The sequence below is a fragment of the Methylocystis rosea SV97 genome (assembly GCF_000372845.1).
GTDB classification, from domain to species: domain Bacteria; phylum Pseudomonadota; class Alphaproteobacteria; order Rhizobiales; family Beijerinckiaceae; genus Methylocystis; species Methylocystis rosea.
Window position 1 is genome coordinate 494,178 of the sequence record NZ_KB889963.1, and the last position, 20,201, is coordinate 514,378.

Sequence of the window (20,201 nt, forward strand, 5' to 3'; positions counted from 1 at the left end):
CGCGCGGCTACGCCGCGCGACCTCCCCCCTCGAGGGAGAGGTGGGCCGCCTTCCTAGCATTTTCCCACCGGGAAGGAAGGGCCGCGCCTTCCGGCCAGAATCGCAAATGCGCGGCGCAGCGGCGGCAATCCGAACTGCCGAAGCCGGCGACCGGGATTGGCAGATTGGCGAGCGCGGCGTTGAGGGCGCATTCGTCGCCCTGTTCCTCGACAAAGGCGCCGAGCAGGCTCGCCCCAGCGGTGAGCTGGTCAATATGCCAGTGGGTCCGTTTTTGCGGTCGCATGTGTCGCGCCAATCTCGCCCGCAATCCGCCGGAGCCGCGCGCCGAACCGCAATAGAGATAATCGCCGGCGGCAAGCGTCGCCAAGATCTTCCCGACGCGAACGTCGAGCGGCGCGTCGAGTCGCAACGCCAGCGCATAGGCCCCGGGCGTCGCGGGCGCGTCGGCGGCGGAGGCGACGAAAATCATCGGTTTCTCACGGACCCTGGGCGCGATCCTCTCCCGCAAGGAGCCGCAGGCGACCGGATGAGCGCGTAATCATTCTACGCGACGAAATCGCCTTGACGCCACGAATTGCGAGATGGAAATTGCTGCGCAGCAATTGCTGCACAAAAACTCCTCACGGCGCAAATTGCTGCGCCTTTGCTGCGCGGTAAGTGTTTCAATTCATTGCACATAATTTTTGGCGACGGCGCGACCCCTAACCTTCCCAAGGGCGTGAGCGCTCGCACGTCATGCGGGAGGCTCCGCCGGACTCACAGTCGCCTCCACAGGCGTAAGCATTATTGCGGGAGATCTGACCCGCGAGCGATCTCGATGAATTCATCGCGCCGGCGGACGCGCCGCGTTGGCGGGCTGTCAGTGACAATCGGGGTGATTTGACAACGCGCCTTAGGCGATCATCACCCGCGCCGCGGCCTTTTCGTCGCCCAGCAGCTCCAGAGCCTTGCCGACGATCGCCTTGCTGTCGAGCATCGCCTTGGCGATCATCAACTCATGCTTGTCATGGTCGATATAGGCGTCCGGCAGAGTCATGCTGCGGAACTTGAACGCGCCGCGCATGCCGTCCAGCAACCCATCTTCGGAAAGCGCCTGAAAGACCTGCGAGCCAAAACCGCCGATAGATCCTTCTTCGACGACGATAAGCGCCTCGTGATTGGCGGCGAGCCGGCGCAGCAGGTCACGGTCGATGGGCTTGGCGAAGCGGGCGTCCGCGACGGTGGTCGAGACGCCGTAACTTTCGAGCTCCGCCGCCGCCTTTAGGGAGTCCGCGAGCCGCGTGCCGAGCGAGAGGATCGCGACCTTCGAGCCTTCGCGCAGGATACGGCCCTTGCCGAGTTCGAGAATTTCGCCGCGTTCCGGCAGCTCGACGCCGAGGCCCTCGCCGCGCGGATAGCGGAAAGCGCTCGGGCCGTCGTCATAGGCGGCCGCCGTCGCCACCATATGCATCAACTCGCCCTCGTCGGAGGGCGCCATGATGACGAAACCCGGCAGGCAGCCGAGATAGGCGAGATCGAAGGCGCCCGCATGCGTCGGACCATCGGCGCCGACGAGGCCGGCGCGGTCGATGGCGAAGCGCACCGGCAGATTCTGGATCGCCACATCGTGGACGACCTGATCGTAGCCGCGCTGCAGGAAGGTCGAATACAGCGCGCAGAAGGGCTTATAGCCCTCGCAGGCGAGGCCCGCGGCGAAGGTGACGGCGTGCTGCTCGGCGATCGCCACGTCGAAGGTGCGATGCGGGAAGACCTTGCCGAAAATGTCGAGGCCGGTGCCGGATGGCATCGCCGCGGTGATGGCGACGATCTTGTCGTCATGTTCAGCTTCGGCGATCAGCGCCTTGGCGAAAATATTCGTATAGGTCGGCGCATTGGCCTTGGGCTTGATCTGGATGCCCGTCGCGACGTCGAATTTATTGACGGCGTGGCATTTGTCGGCCGATTCCTCCGCCGGCCCAAATCCCTTGCCCTTCTGCGTGACGACGTGAACCAGGACGGGTCCGTCGTCCTTGTCGCGGACGTTCTTGAGCACGGGCAGCAGATGGTCGAGGTTGTGGCCGTCGATCGGCCCGACATAATAGAAGCCGAGCTCCTCAAACATCGTGCCGCCGGTGATGAAGCTGCGCGAGAACTCCTCGGCCTTGCGCGCCTTGTCGTAGATGAAGCGCGGCAAATGGCTTGCGAGCTGTTTGGCGGCCTCGCGGATCGAGCGGTAGGCGCCGCCCGAAACGAGGCGGGCGAGATAGGCGGACATGGCGCCCGTGGGCGGAGCGATCGACATGTCATTGTCGTTCAGAATGACGATCAGGCGAGAGTGCAGCGCCCCGGCGTTGTTTAGCGCCTCATAGGCCATGCCGGCCGACATCGAGCTGTCGCCAATCACCGCGACGACGTGATTGTCGCCGTCGGCGAGATCCCGCGCCACGGCCATGCCGAGTCCCGCTGAGATCGACGTCGAGGAATGGCCGGCGCCGAAGGCGTCATATTCGCTTTCGGCGCGCTTGGTGAAGCCGGACAGCCCGCCGCCCATGCGCAGCGTGCGGATGCGGTCGCGCCTGCCGGTCAGGATCTTGTGGGGATAGGTCTGGTGGCCGACGTCCCAGATCACCTTGTCCCGCGGCGTATCGAAAACATAGTGCAGGGCGACCGTCAGCTCGACGACGCCAAGACCCGCGCCAAGATGGCCGCCGGTCACAGACACGGCGTCGATCGTCTCGCGCCGCAAATCCTCCGCGACCTGCTTGAGCTCGCTGGGACGGAGCTTACGCAGATCTTCGGGGGAGGCGATGCGGTCGAGAAGGGGGGTTTTGGATGTCGTCAATGTCTCTACTCTGCTCGTCAACAACAAGCGCCAGAAATCCGAGCATTACCCGTTAATAAGCAGCCCCGCAAACGCGCCGCAGCATCCATGTCGATTCAATCCGTGAGTGTTGCCCAGATGCAACGCCAGGCGCTGCGGTATCTGGCTGACCTAATAAGGGGAGAAGCTCTCCATGCCGAAGCCGAATGAGGGCTCTTCGTAAATCGGGCGTGGTCGCCGCGTCATGCGTGGGCGCTCCGCCTCCTGGCGCTCCGCCTCCTGGCGCTCGGCTTCCTGGCGGCCGGCCGCGCGGCGGGCGCCGCCGGTGATTTCGATCGTCGCACCGTGCTTTTCAACCCAATCAAAGAGTTGCCGCGCGTTCGGAACCGCGAGCCGCACGCAGCCGTGCGAGAGCGGACGGCCCAAACCGCGCTCATAGCTCCCGTGAATGGCGAGGCCGCGCGGCGAAAAGAAGATCGCGTAGGGCATCGGCGCCTGATCATATTCGTCGGAATGATGATCGGCCTCCATGCGCATGACGCTGTAAGTTCCGGCCGGCGTTTCATATCCTCGGCGGCCGCTGGAGATGCTCCACCTGACCGTCTCGCCCTCCGGCGTGACCGCTTCGAGCCTTTGCGCGGCAAGGTCGATGCGGACGCGCACCGCGGCGCCTGCGGGGGCCACCGTCACGAAAACAGCCGCGGCAAGCGCCGCGAATAGTCGCTGAAAACTGGCCATGCTCGACCTAAACACGCAGACGCCAAATCGTAAAGGCGCACCGACGGATGGCCCGGCTTTTGGGCTTTCTCGGTTAATTTGGCTCCTTGGAGCGCCGCGTCCAGCGCAGCTGAGTTGTGGTCACGTCGACGGCAACCATTAGCTCCGCGCCCGTTTCTTTGGAACAGCAGAGCTCGGGCTCTTGCGCGCGGCGGCGTTTCAAAGTGCGCGCCTGACTTTCGCTCGCCCGCAAAGAAGCCGATCTTCGTCACGCCTGCGCCCTCGCCTTTTTTTGCTTCATCGCTATAGTGCGCCGGCTCTCCCCTGGGACGAATCGCCGTGACGCCTCCATTGCCGCTCCTCACCCGCCGCCCCTTGGCGGTTCTTGCGCTGGCGCTCGTCGCCGCGAGCCTCGGCGCTTGCGGCCGGCGCGGGCCTGTGGAGCTGCCGCCCGAAACGCAGGCGCGCGGGGCGATCCTGCGGGCGGAGGCGGAAGCGAGAGCGGCCCGCGGGGCGCCCCGACCGGCGGCCGGCGCTCCTGAAACCTCTCTCCCGCCGCCACCGATTCCGGGCACCATCGGCAATCGACCCCCGGCGCAATATCCCTTCCCGCTCGACCCGCTGCTGTAAACCGATGCATCTTTTCGACTATCGAAACGGCGCGCTCCACGCCGAGGAGGTCGCCGTGGCGACGCTCGCCGATGAGGTGGGCACGCCCTTCTATTGCTATTCCGCGGCGACGATCCGACGCCACTACCGGGTGTTTTCGCAGGCCTTCGCCGGCCTCGACGCGCTTGTCTGCTACGCCGTGAAGGCCAACTCCAATCAGGCCGTGCTGCGACTCCTCGCACGCGAGGGCGCGGGGATGGACGTGGTCTCCGGCGGAGAGCTGGCGCGGGCGCTCGCCGCCGGCGTCGCGCCTGAAAAAATCACCTTTTCCGGCGTCGGCAAGACGCGCGAGGAGATCGTGGCGGCGCTGGACGCCGGAATCTTCTGTTTCAACGTCGAGTCGGAGCCCGAACTCGAAGCCCTGTCGCAAGCCGCAGTCGCTCTGGGGCGTGCGGCGCGCGTGTCGCTGCGCGTCAACCCGGACGTCGACGCCCGCACCCATAAGAAGATTTCCACCGGCCTCGCCGAAAACAAGTTCGGCGTGCCGCTGTCGCGGGCGCGGGAAGTCTACGCCTTCGCCGCCAAGCTCAAGGGAATCGAACTCGCCGGCGCCGACGTGCATATCGGCTCCCAGCTCACCGACCTCGCGCCCTTCGATGAGGCCTTTTCGCTGCTCGCCGAGCTCGTGCGCGACCTGCGCGCCGACGGGCACGATATCTCGCATGTCGATCTCGGCGGCGGGCTGGGGATTCCCTATCGTGATGGCGACGATCCGCAGTCCTACCATCCCGACAAATACGCCGAGATCGTGCGCCGGCATTTCGGCGGGCTCGGCTGCAAGCTGGTGCTGGAGCCGGGACGGCTCATCGTCGGCAACGCCGGCATACTCGTCACGCGCGTCATCTACGTGAAGCATGGCGACGCCAAGACCTTCGTGATCGTCGACGCCGGCATGAACGATCTCATCCGTCCGACGCTCTACGACGCGTGGCACGACATCATCCCCGTGCGCCAGAGCGCCGATCGGCAAAAAATCGTCGCCGACGTCGTCGGACCTGTCTGTGAGACGGGCGACTATCTTGCGCATGGACGCGAGATCATGGAGCCGCGCGCCGGCGAATTGCTCTGCGTGCTGACCGCCGGCGCCTATGGCGCCGTGCAGTCAGGCGCCTACAACACGAGGCCTCTCGTCCCGGAAGTCCTGGTTGACGGCGACCGCTTCGCGGTGATCCGTCCCCGTCCAAGCGTCGCCGCGCTCATTGCGCAGGATCATGTGCCGGCGTGGCTTTCGTAGCGCCGCTGAACACATGATCCATGTGATCGGGAAGCGCTCTAGTGTTTGCGATCGTAAAAATTTACGAAATCACTCGTCGAGAGCGTCGCCACAATATTTGAATCGTCATCGAGAATCTCATAGAGCGGGCCTTCACGATCGTAGATGGTGAACAGCACGACGACGTCCTGATCGCCGCCGCCTTCTCGATGAGGCTCGTCCGCGGGAGCGCTCACGGTGTAACTGCCCGCCGGCCTGGCGTCTTTGAGTTCGCCGTTCGCGTGATAGAGCCGATGTTCTCCCTGAATGACGAAGGTCTTGTTGAGCGCGCAATGTCGGTGAAGCACGATCCGCTGATTGGCTGAAAACTTGAACAGCACATGGAGGACGTTTCGATCGTCGATATCCAGGACCGAAAAAAGCAGATGATCGATTCCCTCAAGGCTCTTCCATGGAATATTGCCATCGTTGAAGGTAAACTGCGACATGGTGCGCTCTCTTCCATCGGTGAAGACGCGCCAATATGACAGGCGCCGCAGCGGCCCGAGAAGGACGCTGGCCTGAAGGGACTTGGGCAATTTCCCTGACGTCACGCACAGGACGATGCGGCCGGCGGGCGAAAGCGCCCGCTCAGGCAATGACTCGCGGCAATGACCGAGCCCTTGTATGGAATTTCGAATTGAGGCAGCCTCGAGCGCGGCCAGCCGCAAATCTTAAAAAAGCGCTCTGAGTCATCTTTCGCTTTCCAATCCGCAGGGAGAAACGCCGATGTTGTTTGCGATCTATTATGAGATGACGCCCGAACGTCGCGACGAGGTTCTCAAGCGCTTTCAGAAATTCGGCGACGCCGCCCCGAACGGTATGAAAGTCGTCGGAAACTGGCTTTCCGTCACGCTGCTCGAGGGCTGGAGCATCGTCGAAGCCAACGACATCGCCGACCTCGGCAAGCTCTTCCAGTCCTGGACGGACCTCAACGTCAATCACATCACGCCGGTCTTCGACGAAGACTCCGCGCACAGCTTTCTCTCAGCCAACAAGAAGTAACAGACGCGCTGCGGCGACTGGAAGGCCGCCACGCCGAGCGTCGCGGCCGCCGTTCAGAACGCCAATTCTCCGTGAACGCGGCGATAATCGCGATACCACTCGACGAGCGCCGCGACGCCTTCCTCAAGCGACGTCTGCGGGCGATAGCCGGTCAACCGCTCTAAGAGATCGGCGCTGGCGAAGGTGCGCGGCACGTCTCCGGGCTGCATGTCGAGATAGTTGCGCTTGGCCTTTTTGCCGAGCGCTCGTTCGATCGTCTCGATAAAGTCGAGAAGCTGCACCGGCGCGCCGCGCCCAATGTTCACGACGCGATACGGCGCCACAGGCGACACGCTATCGTCGCCTGAATCGCGCTGGGGAACGCAGTCGATCAACCGCACGACGCCTTCGACGAGGTCTGCGACATAGGTGAAGTCTCGCGACATGTCGCCATGATTATAGATGTCGACGACACGGTCGTTCTCGATGGCGTCGACGAACTTCAACGGCGCCATGTCCGGTCGGCCCCACGGGCCGTAGACGGTGAAGAAGCGAAACATCGTCGTCGGGATCGACCACAGATGCGCATAGGAATGCGCCATCGCTTCGCCGGCTTTCTTCGTCGCGGCGTAAAGGGTCAAAGGGAAATCGGTTCGATCGCTCTCGTGAAATGGCACGGTAGGGCTCGCGCCATAGACCGAGCTTGTCGAGGCCCAGAGAAAATGCCGCGGCTTCAGCAGTCGCGCGATCTCCATGACGTTGAAGGCGCCGACGAGATTGGCGTCGACATAGGCGCGCGGATTTTGCAGCGAGTAGCGCACGCCCGCCTGCGCGGCGAGATGGATGATGACGTCCGGCGCGGCCTCCTCCGCCGCGCGAGTCAGCGCCTCCATGTCCTCCAGCATCGCGATCGTGTCGCGATAGCCGTTGGTGCGCAGCAGAATGGCGCGGCGCGCCTCCTTCAGACCCGGATCGTAATAAGGCGTCATGCCGTCGTAGCCGTCCACCAGATGCCCGGCCTCTAACAGGCGCTTCGCCAAGTGGAAGCCGATGAAGCCCGCCGTGCCGGTCACGAAGACGCGCATGAGCCGCCATATTCCCGCGTGATGAAAGCTTCGCCCTCATGGGCGAAGGCGACCGGCCTGTCAACGGGCCTGCGAGGCCTTCGTTTTCGCCGCCTCAAGCCATATGTTGGCGCAAAGAGGAGAAACCGTCATGGTTGGCGGCGCCGATAAGTCGAGGACGATTCACCCGCTCTTCGTTCGGGTGACGCATTGGGTGAACGCTTTCGCGATCTTCGTCATGGTGCTGAGCGGCTGGCGCATCTACAACGCCTCGCCGCTCTTTGGCTTCGAGTTTCCTAAGGATTTCACTTTGGGTGGTTGGCTCGCGGGCGCGCTCGCTTGGCATTTTGCCGCAATGTGGCTCCTGGCGCTCAACGGATTGGCTTATCTCGCTTACGGCCTGGTTTCGGGCCACTTCCGAAGAAGCTTCATGCCGATCTCGCTCCGCGGCGCGTTCGACGACGTATTGCTCGCGATGCGAGGCCTCCTGGATCATGCGCCCGGCCGCTACAACGCCGCTCAGCGCGTATGTTACGTCGGCGTCATTCTCGCTGTGATCGTCGCCATTCTGTCCGGACTCGCCATTTGGAAGCCTGTGCAGCTTCAAACGCTGACGGCGTTGATGGGCGGCTATGAGGCGGCGCGCCGCGTGCATTTCTTCGCGATGGCGACGATCGTCGCTTTCCTTGTCGTTCACATCGGACTCGCCGTGAGCGTCAAAGGCATTTTGGCGCCGATGTTCACCGGACGGGCGGAGGCGCCGCGATGAAACCGCCCCGCAGCGAACGTCTTTCCGCCTTTCGGCCGCAGATCGCGCGGCTCGAACGCCGTCTCTTTCTCAAGCAAGGCCTGTCGCTTGGCGCGCTGTCGCTCCTTTCGGGCTGCACCCTGAAAGACGACGACGCCGTCGATCGGCTGCTTATGACGATGTCGCGCTTCAACGATAAAATCCAGGCGGCGCTTTTCGATCCCGCGAAGCTCGCGCCGACCTATTCTGAGGTGGACGTCACGACGCCCTTCCCCTTCAACGCCTATTACGAAGAGAAGGATATTCCCCTCATCGACGGCGAGAGCTATCGACTGCAGCTCTCCGGCCTCGTCGCCGACAAACGGCCGTGGAGCCTCGACGAATTGCGCGCGCTGCCGCAGTCGAGCCAGATTACGCGACTCGTCTGCGTCGAGGGTTGGAGCGCGATCGGCCAATGGCGCGGCGTCGCCTTTCGCCATTTTCTCGAACGGATCGGCGCCGACCTCACGGCGCGTTACGTCGGTTTCAAATGCGCCGACAAATATTATTCAAGCATCGACATGCCGAGCGCGCTGCATCCGCAAACGCTGCTCGCGCTCGATTTCACCGACGCCAAATACGGCTATCCGCTGCGCCTGCGCCTTCCGACGAAACTCGGATTCAAAAATCCGAAGTTCATCGGCGAGATCTTTGTGACGAATGACTACCCAGGCGGCTATTGGGAGGACAAAGGCTACAATTGGTTCAGTGGCTCTTAACCGGGCGCCCGGCAAGAAAGATTCGTCTCGACTCTTTCTCGCCACTATATATGACTGTCAGTCACGCCCGGGCGGGTAGATGAGTCGGCGCCGAGGCTTCAAGCGAGGCATATATGACCAACCGTCGACCCTCCGTGAACGGCATTCTCGCCGCCGTTCTGTCGGGCAGCATCATCCCCATCCATGGCGCTCTCGCGCAAAAGACGGCCCTTGCCGCGCCGAGTCCTGTCGCGAGGCTGCCTGGGATTTGGCCGGTCAAGATTGAACCCGCGCCTGAAGAGGCGATCGAGCGCGAAGAATAGGAAGCGCCCGACGGCGATTTGATCGACACGCTGGACCTGACGCCATTGCAGGGGATCAATCTGCGCCGCCGAATTTGGCGGCGCTTTCGATTCAGACATTATTTACCAATCGGACGAACGACCTTAAACGGCGCGTTTTTGGTCATGAAATCATCGCAGCTCGGACTTGGGCGGGACGCAACATCATCATGGTTGGCCCGCCTGATGACTGTGGGGCGGGCCGGTTGATTCGGCGGGGGGCTCTCACTTCGAGGGGACCAACCAGTGATGAATCAGCGACCCTGCGTGAACGGCATATTGGCTGCCGTGCTATCGGCGAGCTTCCTTCCCATTCACGGCGCGCTTGCCAAGGAAGACAGATCCGCGAACGCGCCCGGCGCCGCGAAACATGCCGCGAAGAAGCCGGCGAAGCCGCCAGCGCCGAAGCAGGACGCGAGCAAACCGACGCCGGACGACCAGGGAGGCGCGGGCGACAAGCAGTAGCGGGCGTCCTCGCGCAAATCGCTAATAATCGACAGCAACAAGGTAAAGACCGTGCGGCGGCGCGACTTGTCCGCAGCGCGCACGGTCTTTCGCCAAGAGCGCCAGCGCCAGATCCTCGACGCGCCACTTGCCGCTGCCGACATGCTCCAGCGAGCCGGCCATGGAGCGCACCTGATTGTGCAGGAAGGAGCGCGCCGAAGCGACGATCTCGATGCGCTCGCCCTCACGGCGCACGTCAAGACGCTCCAGCGTGCGCATCGGTGAATTCGCTTGGCATTCCGAGGCGCGGAAGGTCGTAAAGTCGTGACGGCCAACGAGAGATTGCGCCGCTTCATGCATGGCTTGCGCATCGAGCGGCCGCTTGACGTGCCAGGCGCGGCCGAGGTTCAGCGCCAAAGGCGCGCGGCGATTGTCGATGATATAGAGATAATGTCGGCGGATCGCGGAAAAGCGCGCTTCGAAATCCTCGCCGACCGCGCGCGCCGCGAGAACCGCGATCGGATTCGGCTTTAGATGCGCATTGATCGCGTCGCGCAGCCGATCGCCCCCCCAGTCGCGCGCAAGATCGATATGCGCAATCTGCCCCAGCGCATGCACGCCGGCGTCGGTGCGGCCCGCGCCATGAACGACGGCGCGCACGCCGCCATTGATTGCGGCCACGGCCTCCTCGAGGCGTTGCTGCACCGAGACGCCATTCGCCTGCCGCTGCCAGCCGACGTAAGGCGCACCGTCATATTCGATCGTCAGCGCGAAGCGGGGCATTCAATGCGCTCGCACATGGCGCGACCTCACCTCCCCCTCGAGGGGGAGGTCGGGCGCCGAAGGCGCCCTGGTGGAGGTGACGGCCGAATGAACGTGGAGATCACCCCACCCCGGCCCGCTTTGCGGGCCGACCCTCCCCCTCGAGGGGAGGGTGATAGGCGCAAGTCGAGCATCAGACTCATGCCAATGTCACGCCCCTCACAAGCTTGCGGCCGCGCAGAAACTCCTCAATCCCCATCTCGCCCTTGCCGGCGCGTTGCACGCGCAGCAGCCGCAGCGCGCCCGCGCCGCAGGCGATGAGCCCGGCGTCGTCGAGCGCGGCGCCCGGCGCTCCCTTCCTCTCCTCCACGCTTGCGCGCAAAACCTTCACGCGCTCCATGCCATGGCCGAGATCGGCTTCGAAAAATGCGCCGGGAAAGGGCGACAGGCCGCGCACGAGATCATGAAGGTCTTGCGCCGATCGGCGCCAATCGATCCGCGCTTCAGCCTTCTCGATCTTTTGCGCATAGCAGGCGCCGTCTTCGGCCTGCGGCGTGAAGCGCAGTTCGCCCTTCGCGAGCAGATCGAGGGCGTCCGCCATCAGCGGCGCGCCGAGCTCCGCCAGTCGGTCGTGCAGCTCGCCCGCCGTCATCTCGGCGCCGATTGGCGTTTTCGCCGTCAAAGCGACAGGGCCGGTGTCGAGACCGGCCTCCATCTTCATCACCATGACGCCGCTCTCGGCGTCACCCGCCATGATCGCGCGCTGTATCGGCGCGGCGCCGCGCCAACGCGGCAGCAGCGAGCCATGCAGGTTGAGGCAGCCGTAGCGCGGCGCATCGAGGATCGGCTGGGGCAGCAGCAGACCGTAGGCGGCGACGACGGCGACGTCAGCGTCAACCGCGGCGAAATCCGCCTGCGCGTCTGCGTTCTTCAGGCTTTTCGGCGAACGAACGGGAAGACCGAGGCTCTCCGCCAAGAGGTGGACGGCGGACTTCTTTTCCGCCATGCCGCGTCCGGCCGGTCGCGGCGGCTGCGTGTAAACCGCCGCGATCTCATGGCCGCGAGAGACGATTTCCTTGAGCAGATGGGCTGCGAAGTCCGGCGTGCCCATGAAGACGACGCGCATTCTGTCGCGCAATCGTCAGGCTCCGGCTTGTTCCGACTGACGCTCCGTGGCGGCGCGATGCTGGGCGGCGATCTCGTCATGGCGCGCCGCCTTGTTGAACTTCTTGACCACGCGCTCGCGCTTTAAGCGCGACAGATGGTCGATGAAGAGCCCGCCTTCGAGGTGATCCAGTTCGTGCTGCACCACGGTCGCGAGCAGGCCTTCGGCGTCGAATTCCTGGACCGCGCCGTCACGGTCGAGATGACGCAAACGCACCCGCGCCGGCCGTTTCACGTCCTCGAAATAGTCGGGCACGGACAGGCAGCCTTCCTGATAGACGCTCAGTTCCTCCGACGCCCAGATGATTTCCGGGTTGATGAGGAAGAGCGGCGAGCGCGTCTCCTCGGTCTTGCCCGTGTCGACGACGACGATGCGCTTGGCCACGGCGACCTGGATCGCCGCGAGGCCGACGCCGGGCGCCTCGTACATGGTCTCCAGCATGTCGTCGAGCAGACGCCGCACCTCCGCGTCGACACGGTCGACAGGTTCGGAAATCTTTCGCAGCAGCGGATCCGGAAGCGTGATGATGGGCAGAATGGCCATTGTGTTTCGCCGTGGCTCTTTGCGTTTCCATGAGATAGGCGCGACCGACGCGTCCGTCAAATCGAAAGGGGGCCCGCGTCCTTGCCTAAGCGCCAAACGCGGCTAACATGCACGGGCAAAAAATGATCGCCGCCGCGCGGAGCGGCGCCTGGAGAGCGCGCGCCATGTCTTTGCTGATTATTCTGGGCCTCGTCGCCGCCGTCGCCTTCTGGCTGGTCAGCGTTTACAACGGCCTCGTGTCGTTGCGCCAGCGCGGCAAGCAGGCCTTTTCCGACGTCAATGTGCAGCTCAAGCAGCGCCACGACCTCGTGCCCAATCTGGTCGAGACGGTGAAGGGCTACGCCACCCATGAGAAAAGCACGCTGGATGACGTGGTCAAGGCGCGCAACGCCGCGGTGACCGCGCAAGGCCCGGCGCAGATAGGGGCGGCCGAGGGCGCGCTGACCGGGGCGCTCTCGCGGCTGATCGCGCTGTCGGAAGCCTATCCGGATCTGAAGGCGAACCAGAATTTCCAGCAGCTGCAGAGCGAGCTGTCTGACATCGAAAACAAGATTTCAGCGGCGCGGCGCTTCCTCAACAATACCGTCGCCGAATACAACGCCACGCGCGAGGGCTTTCCCGGTTTTCTGATCGCGCAGCGCTTCGGCTTCGTCCAGCTCGACTATTTCGAGCTGGACGAAGCTCAGCAGAAGGCGATCGAGACCCCGCCGAAGGTGGAGTTCTAGGCGCGCGGCGCCGCGCAGGTTGTTATTCCCGACAGGCCGAAGGCCTGATCGGGAATCCAGATCTCGCAAAGCGCAATTTTAAGGCCTGGATTCCCGATCAGGCGTTACGAACGCGCGTCGGAATGACAGCAGCAGGAACACCATGTTCAAAGCCTACGGCCTTTATTCTTATATTCGCGCCAATGAACTGCGCTCGGCCTTTCTGCTCGCCGGCTTCGTCGTTCTGCTTCTTGCGCTGATGTTCTCCTTCGCGCTGCTGATCGAGGCGATGAGCGCGCGGCCTGGCGCGCCTTTCGACTACATCCTGGCGCTCGCGGTGGATGATCTCAAACGCGGCTGGCCGATCGGCGTCGTCGCGGCGGGCGTCTGGTTCGTCATCGCCTATCTCTTCCATCAGAAGATGATCGACTTCGCCACCGGCGCCGCGAACCTGTCGCGCGCCGAATCGCCGCGCGTCTACAATCTGCTCGAAAATCTCTGCATCTCTCGGGGCGTCCCGATTCCCGCCCTGCAGATGATTGAGAGCGACGCGCTCAACGCCTACGCATCCGGGCTCAAAGAGGGACAGTACAAGATCGCGGTGACCCGCGGTCTGACGCGGTATCTGACCGACGCCGAGCTCGAGGCGGTCCTCGCGCATGAACTGACCCATATTCGCAACCGCGACGTTCAGCTTCTCGTGATCGCCGTGATTTTCGCCGGCATTTTCGCTTTCGTCGCCGATCTCACAATCCGCCGCTGGGATTTTCCTTTCGGCTTCTCGCCGCATCGCCCCGAAAGCGACAATGGCCGAAGAGGCAATGGCGGCGCGGCGCTCGCCATTCTCATCGCCCTGTTCATCATCGCGCTGAGCTGGGGCGCCTCCGTGCTGATCCGCTTCGCGCTGTCGCGCTCGCGCGAATTCCTCGCCGACGCCGGCAGCGTCGAACTGACAAAGAACCCCGACGCGATGATCTCGGCGCTGCGCAAGATCGAAGCGCATGCGGCGATTCCGAACATGCCCTCACGCATGCAGTATTTCTTCATCGAATCGCCGGCGCTGCATCCGGAGTTCGGCTGGCTTGCGACCCATCCGAGCGTCGACGCGCGTATCGCGGCGCTCGTCGAATTCGGCGGCGGCCGGGATGTGTCGGTCGCGGCTTTAGGAGAAGAACGCGAAGCGATCGACGCGCCCCGAGAGGACGAGGCCGCCTTCCTGCCCAAGGACGGACGCCATCCGCTCTGGCCGCCGCGCGGTCCCTGGGGCAGCGCCAGGCGCTGATCAGCGCGCGGCCTCGGCTCGAAGCGAAGCTTCAGAGCGCCGTCTTTTCGGCGACGCCGATCTTCGACGTCACCCATCCAATCCAGCAGCCCAATGACGCCCGTCTGTGTGGAGAGCCTTGGCGTTTGCCGGCCAAACTCGAAGCGGCCGCATCGCTCGTCTCTTCGAAGAAAGACTGTGCTTCGTAATTACAATAAATACAAAGTAACAATACCTACAATTACACACATTCCAATATATAGTCATTTTATGAGCAATAGATTTGCGCTATACACGGGTCATCAGCAGCGTGTGCTTACTTAGAGCGGCTCTTTGAGCTTTTCTTGGCTTAACCGCTGGCTTCATCGTCCAATTCGCGGAAGAGGCGCGGGCATGAGCATCACGGTCATCTTCGGTTCCGACGGCGGCGCGACGAAGGGGGTTGCTTCAAAAATCTCCAGGAAATGCCAAGGGCGGTCGGTGGACATCAAGGACGCCACGACCGACGACTTCGAAAATTGCCATCTGTTGATCCTGGGTTCTCCGACCTATGGGGACGGCACCCTGCAAACGGATTGGGAAGAGAACATCGACAAGCTGCGCAGCGCCGACCTGAAGGGCAAAAAGGTCGCCTTGTTCGGCACCGGCGATCAGCAGACCTATCCTCTCTCCTTCGTGGACGCGATGGGCATCCTCTATGACGAGGTCTCGGCGCTCGGGGCGCAGGTGATCGGCTTCACCCAGACGTCCGGCTATGAATATGTTGGCTCCACCGCCGATCGGGATGGCAAGTTCGTGGGCCTCGCCCTCGACCAGGACACCCAGTCCGGCATGACCGAAAAAAGAGTGACCGCATGGCTGAGCCAGTTACTTTGATCGACGAGAGCGTTCAGCCCCTGTCGTCGACGCGCTGTCGCTCTGCCGATGCAGCGCCGGTGCTGCGGCTCTTTCATCACAACATCTATGAATATGGGCGGGGCGTCCGCGGCTTGTTTCTGATGACCCTTAGCCGTCGGGAACTGGAAGTGACGCTAGGCAAGTTAGAAAGGCAAGGCATCCATCACTTCGTCCAGGAACTCAATCAGTTCAAGGTGAACCTCTTCTTTGGCCGGCCCGCCTACGTCGCCGTGGCGCGTTCCATCGTCACGCGTCCGCTCAACGCGCTCACGGCGGAGGAGGACTTCATGCTTGGCACGCTGCTCGGCTACGATCGCGAGCAGCAGTGCCGCCGCTTTCTCACGCGTTCGGGTCGCGGCATGCCGGAGGACCTGCCTCTAGCGGCCGAATGATGGGATTGGACGGGCGCCACGCCTATCAGCCGGCCGCGTTGGAGGGCGCCTGAGCGACCCGCGCCTTCAAAAATTCGATCGCTTTCGCCCGCGAGTCGCGCGCTTCGGGGAGAAAGCTCATCAGCTGCCAGGCGTGCGGCACGCAAGGCCAGATCTCGAGCTGCGCGTCGACCCCCGCCTGCCTTGCGCGCGCGACGAGCCGCGTCGAATCGTCTCTCAGCACTTCGTCCGCGCCGACATGAACGAGCATCGGCGGCAGCCCGGAAAGATCGGCGTAGATCGGCGAAGCGAGCGGATTTCTACCGCTTTGGCGTCCCAGCACGGCGCGGGCGCCGAGCAGAATGTCCTTGCGCGTGAACAGGGGGTCGCGTTCTTCATTCTCGCGCATCGAGGCGCCGGTCGCGGCAAGATCGACCCAGGGCGAGGACAGTGCCACGGCGACGGGCGGTCGTAAGCCCTCATCGCGTATGCGCAGCAACAGCGAGACCGCAAGCCCGCCGCCAGCCGAATCGCCGACAATGATGAAGGGCCCCGGCCGCGCCTCAATGAGGGTCCGATAGGCCCGCAAGACATCTTCCAGCGCGGCGGGAAAGATATGCTCCGGCGCGAGCCGATAGGCTGGCGCAAAGACATCGAAGCCCGCGCGCGCGAACAGGCGCGAAGCGTAGCGAAAAAGCCGCGGCGACCCGATGAGGTAGGCGCCGCCGTGAAGATAGAACAGCGTCGCAATCGCGCTGCCTGAAGCAGGAGTCCAATCGCCAGGAATCTGTGCCGCGAAAGGCGCGCGCCGTTCGGGAGACAGAGTTTCGACGAGCCGCTGGAGGCCGCGCAAAGGCGCCGTCGACGCCAAGATGCGCGGCTTAACGAAACGGCGAAGGAAGGCGACGGTCCGCCGCGTCGCCGCGCTCGCGCCGCCGGCGCTCATTTTACGGCGGTCGGCTGCGCCGGCGCGGACGTGCTCGAGAGATAATCGAGCGAGGCATCGTTCAACCCGGCTTCGCGCGACTTGTCGCGCCACTCGCGCGCCTCGGCGAAATTGGCCTCGACCCCGAGGCCTTCGGCGAGAATATGCGCGAGACGGTTTTGCGCCACGGCGTTGCCTTTCGCCGCCGCTTTGCGAAACCATTGCACGGCGGCGGCGCGGTCGCGCGGCACGCCGACGCCATTGAACTGGAGAACGGCGAACTCGACCATCGCCGGCGCGAAGTCCAGCTCGGCCCCGCGCCTGAACCATTCCGCGGCTTCGCGCTCGTCCTTGGGAACGCCTCTGCCGGTCTTGTAGAGAAGGCCAAGCGCGTAGAGCGAGTCGGGATCGCCCTTGGCCGCGGCGCGGCGGAAATAGTCAGACGCTCTGCCGAAGTCGGATGGCGCGCCCTCATTTTCGAGGGCGAGCTCCCCGATCAGATGGAGAGCGGCGGGATGATCCTGCGCCGCGGCCTTTTCGAGATAGGCGCGGGCGAGCGCGCGGTTCTTCGGCGCGCCGGCGCCATTGAGCGCCGCAGCGCCATAGAGATAGGCCGCTTCTTTATCGCCGGCGTCCGCGCCCCGCTTGAACCACTCCATCGCGGTCGAAAGGTCTCGCCCCACGCCGGCGCCCTCGAGGTAAAGCTGACCGATAAGGGTGAGCGCGGCCGCGTCCTTGGGATTGGCGGCGATGCGCTTCTTCGCTTCCTTCATCGCGACCAGATAATCCCCGCGCTGATAGGCGCCGAAGGCGAAGTCTGGCGCGGGCGGCGCATCATTGGCGGCGCGGGCGGCAGGCGCGAGAAAGAGCATGCAACTTGCGATAAACGCCGTCATTGCGAGCGAAGCGAAGCAATCCAGCAAGCATCGTTCGGCTCCTGGATTGCTTCGGCGCTTTGCGCCTCGCAATGACGCGTCCCTTTCCGGATGATGGGGACGGCTTTGAGTCATGCGCCTGCTCCCTTAAGCCTCGCCTGCGCCTCAGCCACCGCCGCCGCCGGACCGCGCGCGTCGCTCCAGACGGCGTCGTCGAGCCGCACGAAGTCGGCGCCCGCCTGAACGAGGGGCGCGACATCGTCGAGCGATTCCGCGCGAGCGACGCAGGGCGTGTTGAAAAGCTCCGCCCACCAGGCGACGCGCTCAACGAGCGCTTCGCGATCAAGATCCGAAAACATCACATAGTCGGCGCTTAACTCGCCCGCGCGCATGGCGTCGTCGCGCGTCTCGATATCTCCGGCGCCGACGATGTAGCGCGGCGACAGTTTCTTGATGGCGTCGGCGAGATCCTCGCCGCAGCCCGAGACATGGACGCCGTCGGCGCCGGCGCGCAGCGCGACGTTGGGCGCCGCCTGGACAAGGACCGCGACGCCTTTATCCTGCGCGCCGGGCGCCAGAGCGCGCACGATCGCTTCTTGGCCGCGTTCGTCGGCATCGGCGAAACGAATGAGCAGGCTTGCGACGTCGCCCGCCGCCAGCGCCTCATTGAGCGCGGGCGCAAAAGCCGCCGCGTCGGCAAGCGGCGGGGTCGCGAGGTAGAGTCGCGGCGAAATGTCGTTCATTTGTCCTTCAATCTGTCGAGCCAGACTTGCACGGCGGCGCGCACATTGTCGGGCGCCGTGCCTCCGAAGCTTTTGCGGCTTTGCACCGACTTCTCGACGCCGAGCACGTCGCAAACATCGGCGTTGATGCGCGGTTCGACGCTCCGCATCTCCTCGAGCGTCAACTCCTCAAGACCTACGCCGCGCGCTTCGGCGAGCGCGACGATGCGGCCGGTGACGTGGTGCGCTTCGCGAAACGGCAGCGACAGCGCCCGCACCAGCCAGTCGGCAAGGTCGGTCGCGGTCGCATAGCCCGCGCCGGCGGCGGTCTTCATCCGCGCGCGGTCGACGCGCATGTCGCGGACCATGCCGGCGATGGCGGCGATGCAGAGCGATAAGGTGTCGAGCGCGTCGAAGGCGCCTTCCTTATCCTCCTGCATATCCTTCGAATAGGCGAGCGGCAGGCCCTTCATGACGACGAGCAGCGCGACAAGCGCGCCGATGACGCGGCCCGATTTGCCGCGCGCGAGCTCGGCGGCGTCGGGATTGCGCTTTTGCGGCATGATCGACGAGCCGGTGGTGAATTTATCGGACAGCGCGATGAAGCCGAATTGCGGCGTCGTCCAAAGCACGATCTCTTCGGCGAAGCGCGACAGATGCGTGGCGCAGATCGCCGCCGCGCTCAGCGTCTCCAGAACGAAATCGCGATCGGAAACGCTGTCGAGCGAATTCGCCGTCGGCCGATCGAAGCCGAGCGCGCGCGCCGTCATCGCGCGGTCGATCGGAAAGCTCGTCCCGGCCAGCGCCGCTGCGCCGAGCGGACATTCGTTGAGCCGCGCGCGCGCGTCGCGAAGACGTCCGCGATCACGGGCGATCATTTCGACATAGGCGAGGAGATGATGGCCGAGCGTCACCGGCTGCGCCGATTGCAGATGCGTGAAGCCGGGCATGACGCTTGCCGCCTCTTCCCGCGCACGGGTCGCAAGCGCGAGCTGCAGATCGGCGAGTTCGACATCGAGCGCGTCGATCTGATCGCGAATGTAGAGGCGGAAATCGGTCGCCACCTGGTCGTTGCGCGAACGCGCCGTGTGCAGCCGCCCCGCCGCCGGGCCGATCAGCTCGGCAAGGCGCGACTCGACGTTCATGTGAATGTCTTCGAGCGCGCGCGAAAAATGGAAGCGCTCGTTCTCGATTTCCGCTTTGACCCGCTCCAATCCATCGGCGATCTTCGCCGCGTCGTCGCGCGACACGATCCCCGTCTCGCCGAGCATGGCGACATGGGCGAGCGAGCCGCGGACGTCCTGCAGACCGAGGCGCTTGTCGAAGTCGATCGAGACATTGATCGCCTCCAGAACCGCGTCGGTTGCGCTTTTGAAGCGTCCGCCCCATATCTTGCTCGTCATTTTTAACCTCGGAGCCCACGCCTCATGGCCAAACCGCCACCGCCCCCGCGATCTTTCCTACTTGTCGTGAAGGCGGCCTCGATAACAATCGCGGCAAGCGTGGCGTTTCTATACGTGATCGGCAGCATGGGCGGCAAGAAACCGCCTGAACGCGCCGTGGATGAAGGCGCTCCCGCAGGCACGGCCGATCAGAGCGCCGCTCCGGCGCCCGACGTCAACGCGGCCTGCGCGACGTCGGCCAAGATCGCCGCCACGCTCAAAGATCTCGCGAAAGGCGAGGTCGCGGCGATGATGATCGCGCCGAAGCCGGAGCCGATGCCGGACTACGCATTTGACGGGCCCGACGGCGCGCCGGTTTCGCTCGCCTCTTTCAAGGGCAAGACGACGCTCCTCAATATTTGGGCGACCTGGTGCGTGCCCTGCCGCGCCGAGATGCCGGCGCTCGACAGGCTGCAAGAGGCCTTCGCCGGACAGAACTTTCAAGTCGTCGCCGTCAATGTCGATACGACCCGCCTTGAAAGGGCGAAGGCGTTTCTCGCTGAGACCGGCGTCAAGTCTCTGACCTATTATGGCGACCCAAAGGCCAACATCTTCTACGAGATGAAGCAGTCAGGCAAAGCCCTGGGTCTCCCCACCACGGCGCTGATCGGCGCTGACGGCTGCCAGATCGGGCTGATGAATGGTCCCGCCGCCTGGGACAGCGCGGACGCCAAGGCGCTGATCTCCCGCGCGCTCGAGACGCCTTCGAATTAATCGCACACCGCCATCCCTCGGGTCGCCACCACTCTAATTTCGCGATCGACGACCCCAGAGGCCG

Annotated in this window: 24 protein-coding genes; 12 read left to right on the top strand and 12 right to left on the bottom strand. The window is 64.0% G+C overall.

The window, feature by feature from the left end; translation table 11 throughout:
• Positions 1-7: 7 nt before the first annotated feature.
• The 3 genes from A3OO_RS0102670 to A3OO_RS0102680 all read right to left on the bottom strand — a co-directional run bounded on the left by A3OO_RS0102670 (position 8) and on the right by A3OO_RS0102680 (position 3,553).
• Positions 8-469, bottom strand: a complete 462-nt coding sequence (locus A3OO_RS0102670) for a GIY-YIG nuclease family protein (protein WP_018406286.1) — start codon at positions 467-469, stop codon at positions 8-10.
• A 423-nt stretch (positions 470-892) separates the two neighbouring features.
• The gene (gene dxs / locus A3OO_RS0102675) at positions 893-2,821 is read right to left on the bottom strand and encodes a 1-deoxy-D-xylulose-5-phosphate synthase (RefSeq protein ID WP_018406287.1); all 1,929 of its coding nucleotides are present in this window, start codon (positions 2,819-2,821) and stop codon (positions 893-895) included.
• Between the two features lie 150 nt (positions 2,822-2,971).
• Positions 2,972-3,553 carry a L,D-transpeptidase gene (locus A3OO_RS0102680; RefSeq protein ID WP_245257087.1) on the bottom strand — a complete coding sequence of 194 codons (582 nt, stop codon included), beginning with the start codon at positions 3,551-3,553 and terminating at the stop codon, positions 2,972-2,974.
• Between the two features lie 303 nt (positions 3,554-3,856).
• Here A3OO_RS0102680 and lptM point away from each other — a divergent pair, with 303 nt between their 5' ends.
• Both lptM and lysA read left to right on the top strand, forming a co-directional pair.
• Positions 3,857-4,147, top strand: a complete 291-nt coding sequence (gene lptM, locus A3OO_RS0102690) for an LPS translocon maturation chaperone LptM (protein ID WP_040573350.1) — start codon at positions 3,857-3,859, stop codon at positions 4,145-4,147.
• Between the two features lie 4 nt (positions 4,148-4,151).
• Positions 4,152-5,420, top strand: a complete 1,269-nt coding sequence (gene lysA, locus A3OO_RS0102695; RefSeq protein ID WP_018406291.1) for a diaminopimelate decarboxylase — start codon at positions 4,152-4,154, stop codon at positions 5,418-5,420.
• Positions 5,421-5,458: 38 nt separating this feature from the next.
• Here lysA and A3OO_RS0102700 read toward each other — a convergent pair whose 3' ends face one another.
• The gene (locus A3OO_RS0102700) at positions 5,459-5,887 is read right to left on the bottom strand and encodes a cupin domain-containing protein (RefSeq protein ID WP_026222631.1); all 429 of its coding nucleotides are present in this window, start codon (positions 5,885-5,887) and stop codon (positions 5,459-5,461) included.
• A gap of 280 nt (positions 5,888-6,167) precedes the next feature.
• Here A3OO_RS0102700 and A3OO_RS0102710 point away from each other — a divergent pair, with 280 nt between their 5' ends.
• Positions 6,168-6,443 carry a DUF3303 domain-containing protein gene (locus A3OO_RS0102710; protein ID WP_018406293.1) on the top strand — a complete coding sequence of 92 codons (276 nt, stop codon included), beginning with the start codon at positions 6,168-6,170 and terminating at the stop codon, positions 6,441-6,443.
• 53 nt (positions 6,444-6,496) lie between these two features.
• Here A3OO_RS0102710 and A3OO_RS0102715 read toward each other — a convergent pair whose 3' ends face one another.
• Complete coding sequence (locus tag A3OO_RS0102715; protein WP_018406294.1) at positions 6,497-7,507, bottom strand: NAD-dependent epimerase/dehydratase family protein; 1,011 nt, start codon at positions 7,505-7,507, stop codon at positions 6,497-6,499.
• A gap of 130 nt (positions 7,508-7,637) precedes the next feature.
• Between A3OO_RS0102715 and A3OO_RS0102720 the strand changes: the two genes are divergently transcribed.
• From A3OO_RS0102720 to A3OO_RS0102735, 4 genes are all read left to right on the top strand, one after another.
• Positions 7,638-8,255, top strand: a complete 618-nt coding sequence (locus A3OO_RS0102720) for a cytochrome b/b6 domain-containing protein (protein ID WP_018406295.1) — start codon at positions 7,638-7,640, stop codon at positions 8,253-8,255.
• Positions 8,252-8,992: a molybdopterin-dependent oxidoreductase gene (locus tag A3OO_RS0102725; protein WP_018406296.1), complete on the top strand. Its 741-nt coding sequence runs from the start codon at positions 8,252-8,254 to the stop codon at positions 8,990-8,992. The genes A3OO_RS0102720 and A3OO_RS0102725 overlap by 4 nt, the downstream gene beginning before the upstream one ends.
• A gap of 113 nt (positions 8,993-9,105) precedes the next feature.
• On the top strand, positions 9,106-9,294 hold the full coding sequence (locus A3OO_RS0102730; protein ID WP_018406297.1) for a hypothetical protein: 189 nt from the start codon (positions 9,106-9,108) through the stop codon (positions 9,292-9,294).
• Between the two features lie 267 nt (positions 9,295-9,561).
• On the top strand, positions 9,562-9,777 hold the full coding sequence (locus tag A3OO_RS0102735; RefSeq protein ID WP_018406298.1) for a hypothetical protein: 216 nt from the start codon (positions 9,562-9,564) through the stop codon (positions 9,775-9,777).
• A gap of 21 nt (positions 9,778-9,798) precedes the next feature.
• Here A3OO_RS0102735 and truA read toward each other — a convergent pair whose 3' ends face one another.
• The 3 genes from truA to def form a co-directional block, all read right to left on the bottom strand.
• Positions 9,799-10,539 carry a tRNA pseudouridine(38-40) synthase TruA gene (truA, locus tag A3OO_RS0102740; RefSeq protein WP_018406299.1) on the bottom strand — a complete coding sequence of 247 codons (741 nt, stop codon included), beginning with the start codon at positions 10,537-10,539 and terminating at the stop codon, positions 9,799-9,801.
• 178 nt (positions 10,540-10,717) lie between these two features.
• A complete protein-coding gene (gene fmt / locus A3OO_RS0102745; protein WP_018406300.1) occupies positions 10,718-11,644 on the bottom strand; it encodes a methionyl-tRNA formyltransferase in 927 nt (308 codons plus the stop codon).
• A gap of 15 nt (positions 11,645-11,659) precedes the next feature.
• Complete coding sequence (def, locus tag A3OO_RS0102750; RefSeq protein WP_018406301.1) at positions 11,660-12,226, bottom strand: peptide deformylase; 567 nt, start codon at positions 12,224-12,226, stop codon at positions 11,660-11,662.
• A gap of 164 nt (positions 12,227-12,390) precedes the next feature.
• On the opposite strand from def, the gene A3OO_RS0102755 reads away from it, so the two are divergent.
• The 4 genes from A3OO_RS0102755 (at position 12,391) to A3OO_RS0102770 (ending at position 15,480) form a co-directional block, all read left to right on the top strand.
• Entirely contained in the window at positions 12,391-12,951 is a 561-nt protein-coding gene (locus tag A3OO_RS0102755) for a LemA family protein (RefSeq protein WP_026222632.1), read from the top strand.
• A 142-nt stretch (positions 12,952-13,093) separates the two neighbouring features.
• Complete coding sequence (locus tag A3OO_RS0102760; protein ID WP_018406303.1) at positions 13,094-14,212, top strand: M48 family metallopeptidase; 1,119 nt, start codon at positions 13,094-13,096, stop codon at positions 14,210-14,212.
• 372 nt (positions 14,213-14,584) lie between these two features.
• Positions 14,585-15,067 carry a flavodoxin FldA gene (fldA, locus tag A3OO_RS0102765; RefSeq protein WP_018406304.1) on the top strand — a complete coding sequence of 161 codons (483 nt, stop codon included), beginning with the start codon at positions 14,585-14,587 and terminating at the stop codon, positions 15,065-15,067.
• Complete coding sequence (locus A3OO_RS0102770) at positions 15,046-15,480, top strand: DUF2023 family protein (protein ID WP_245257088.1); 435 nt, start codon at positions 15,046-15,048, stop codon at positions 15,478-15,480. The genes fldA and A3OO_RS0102770 overlap by 22 nt, the downstream gene beginning before the upstream one ends.
• A 25-nt stretch (positions 15,481-15,505) precedes the next feature.
• Here A3OO_RS0102770 and A3OO_RS0102775 read toward each other — a convergent pair whose 3' ends face one another.
• The 4 genes from A3OO_RS0102775 to argH all read right to left on the bottom strand — a co-directional run bounded on the left by A3OO_RS0102775 (position 15,506) and on the right by argH (position 19,384).
• Positions 15,506-16,405: an alpha/beta hydrolase gene (locus tag A3OO_RS0102775; protein ID WP_018406306.1), complete on the bottom strand. Its 900-nt coding sequence runs from the start codon at positions 16,403-16,405 to the stop codon at positions 15,506-15,508.
• The gene (locus A3OO_RS0102780; protein WP_245257089.1) at positions 16,402-17,256 is read right to left on the bottom strand and encodes a tetratricopeptide repeat protein; all 855 of its coding nucleotides are present in this window, start codon (positions 17,254-17,256) and stop codon (positions 16,402-16,404) included. Before A3OO_RS0102780 ends, A3OO_RS0102775 begins: the two co-directional genes overlap by 4 nt.
• A gap of 134 nt (positions 17,257-17,390) precedes the next feature.
• Positions 17,391-18,002 carry a thiamine phosphate synthase gene (locus tag A3OO_RS0102785; RefSeq protein ID WP_018406308.1) on the bottom strand — a complete coding sequence of 204 codons (612 nt, stop codon included), beginning with the start codon at positions 18,000-18,002 and terminating at the stop codon, positions 17,391-17,393.
• A complete protein-coding gene (gene argH, locus A3OO_RS0102790) occupies positions 17,999-19,384 on the bottom strand; it encodes an argininosuccinate lyase (RefSeq protein ID WP_018406309.1) in 1,386 nt (461 codons plus the stop codon). The genes A3OO_RS0102785 and argH overlap by 4 nt, the downstream gene beginning before the upstream one ends.
• Positions 19,385-19,408: 24 nt before the next feature.
• On the opposite strand from argH, the gene tlpA reads away from it, so the two are divergent.
• Positions 19,409-20,137, top strand: a complete 729-nt coding sequence (tlpA, locus tag A3OO_RS0102795; protein ID WP_026222634.1) for a thiol:disulfide interchange protein TlpA — start codon at positions 19,409-19,411, stop codon at positions 20,135-20,137.
• The last annotated feature ends 64 nt before the right edge of the window (positions 20,138-20,201 follow it).

What these genes read in the sequence shown, in the direction of transcription:
- A3OO_RS0102720 (WP_018406295.1), top strand. Translation starts at nt 7,638, where the DNA reads ATGGTTGGCGGCGCCGATAAGTCGAGGACGATTCACCCGCTCTTCGTT.
- fmt (WP_018406300.1), bottom strand. Translation starts at nt 11,644, where the DNA reads ATGCGCGTCGTCTTCATGGGCACGCCGGACTTCGCAGCCCATCTGCTC.
- A3OO_RS0102780 (WP_245257089.1), bottom strand. Translation starts at nt 17,256, where the DNA reads ATGCTCTTTCTCGCGCCTGCCGCCCGCGCCGCCAATGATGCGCCGCCC.
- A3OO_RS0102775 (WP_018406306.1), bottom strand. Translation starts at nt 16,405, where the DNA reads ATGAGCGCCGGCGGCGCGAGCGCGGCGACGCGGCGGACCGTCGCCTTC.
- A3OO_RS0102755 (WP_026222632.1), top strand. Translation starts at nt 12,391, where the DNA reads ATGTCTTTGCTGATTATTCTGGGCCTCGTCGCCGCCGTCGCCTTCTGG.
- A3OO_RS0102770 (WP_245257088.1), top strand. Translation starts at nt 15,046, where the DNA reads ATGGCTGAGCCAGTTACTTTGATCGACGAGAGCGTTCAGCCCCTGTCG.
- A3OO_RS0102735 (WP_018406298.1), top strand. Translation starts at nt 9,562, where the DNA reads ATGAATCAGCGACCCTGCGTGAACGGCATATTGGCTGCCGTGCTATCG.
- A3OO_RS0102785 (WP_018406308.1), bottom strand. Translation starts at nt 18,002, where the DNA reads ATGAACGACATTTCGCCGCGACTCTACCTCGCGACCCCGCCGCTTGCC.
- argH (WP_018406309.1), bottom strand. Translation starts at nt 19,384, where the DNA reads ATGACGAGCAAGATATGGGGCGGACGCTTCAAAAGCGCAACCGACGCG.
- A3OO_RS0102725 (WP_018406296.1), top strand. Translation starts at nt 8,252, where the DNA reads ATGAAACCGCCCCGCAGCGAACGTCTTTCCGCCTTTCGGCCGCAGATC.
- fldA (WP_018406304.1), top strand. Translation starts at nt 14,585, where the DNA reads ATGAGCATCACGGTCATCTTCGGTTCCGACGGCGGCGCGACGAAGGGG.
- A3OO_RS0102710 (WP_018406293.1), top strand. Translation starts at nt 6,168, where the DNA reads ATGTTGTTTGCGATCTATTATGAGATGACGCCCGAACGTCGCGACGAG.
- tlpA (WP_026222634.1), top strand. Translation starts at nt 19,409, where the DNA reads ATGGCCAAACCGCCACCGCCCCCGCGATCTTTCCTACTTGTCGTGAAG.
- A3OO_RS0102760 (WP_018406303.1), top strand. Translation starts at nt 13,094, where the DNA reads ATGTTCAAAGCCTACGGCCTTTATTCTTATATTCGCGCCAATGAACTG.
- lysA (WP_018406291.1), top strand. Translation starts at nt 4,152, where the DNA reads ATGCATCTTTTCGACTATCGAAACGGCGCGCTCCACGCCGAGGAGGTC.
- A3OO_RS0102700 (WP_026222631.1), bottom strand. Translation starts at nt 5,887, where the DNA reads ATGTCGCAGTTTACCTTCAACGATGGCAATATTCCATGGAAGAGCCTT.
- A3OO_RS0102670 (WP_018406286.1), bottom strand. Translation starts at nt 469, where the DNA reads ATGATTTTCGTCGCCTCCGCCGCCGACGCGCCCGCGACGCCCGGGGCC.
- truA (WP_018406299.1), bottom strand. Translation starts at nt 10,539, where the DNA reads ATGCCCCGCTTCGCGCTGACGATCGAATATGACGGTGCGCCTTACGTC.
- A3OO_RS0102715 (WP_018406294.1), bottom strand. Translation starts at nt 7,507, where the DNA reads ATGCGCGTCTTCGTGACCGGCACGGCGGGCTTCATCGGCTTCCACTTG.
- A3OO_RS0102730 (WP_018406297.1), top strand. Translation starts at nt 9,106, where the DNA reads ATGACCAACCGTCGACCCTCCGTGAACGGCATTCTCGCCGCCGTTCTG.
- def (WP_018406301.1), bottom strand. Translation starts at nt 12,226, where the DNA reads ATGGCCATTCTGCCCATCATCACGCTTCCGGATCCGCTGCTGCGAAAG.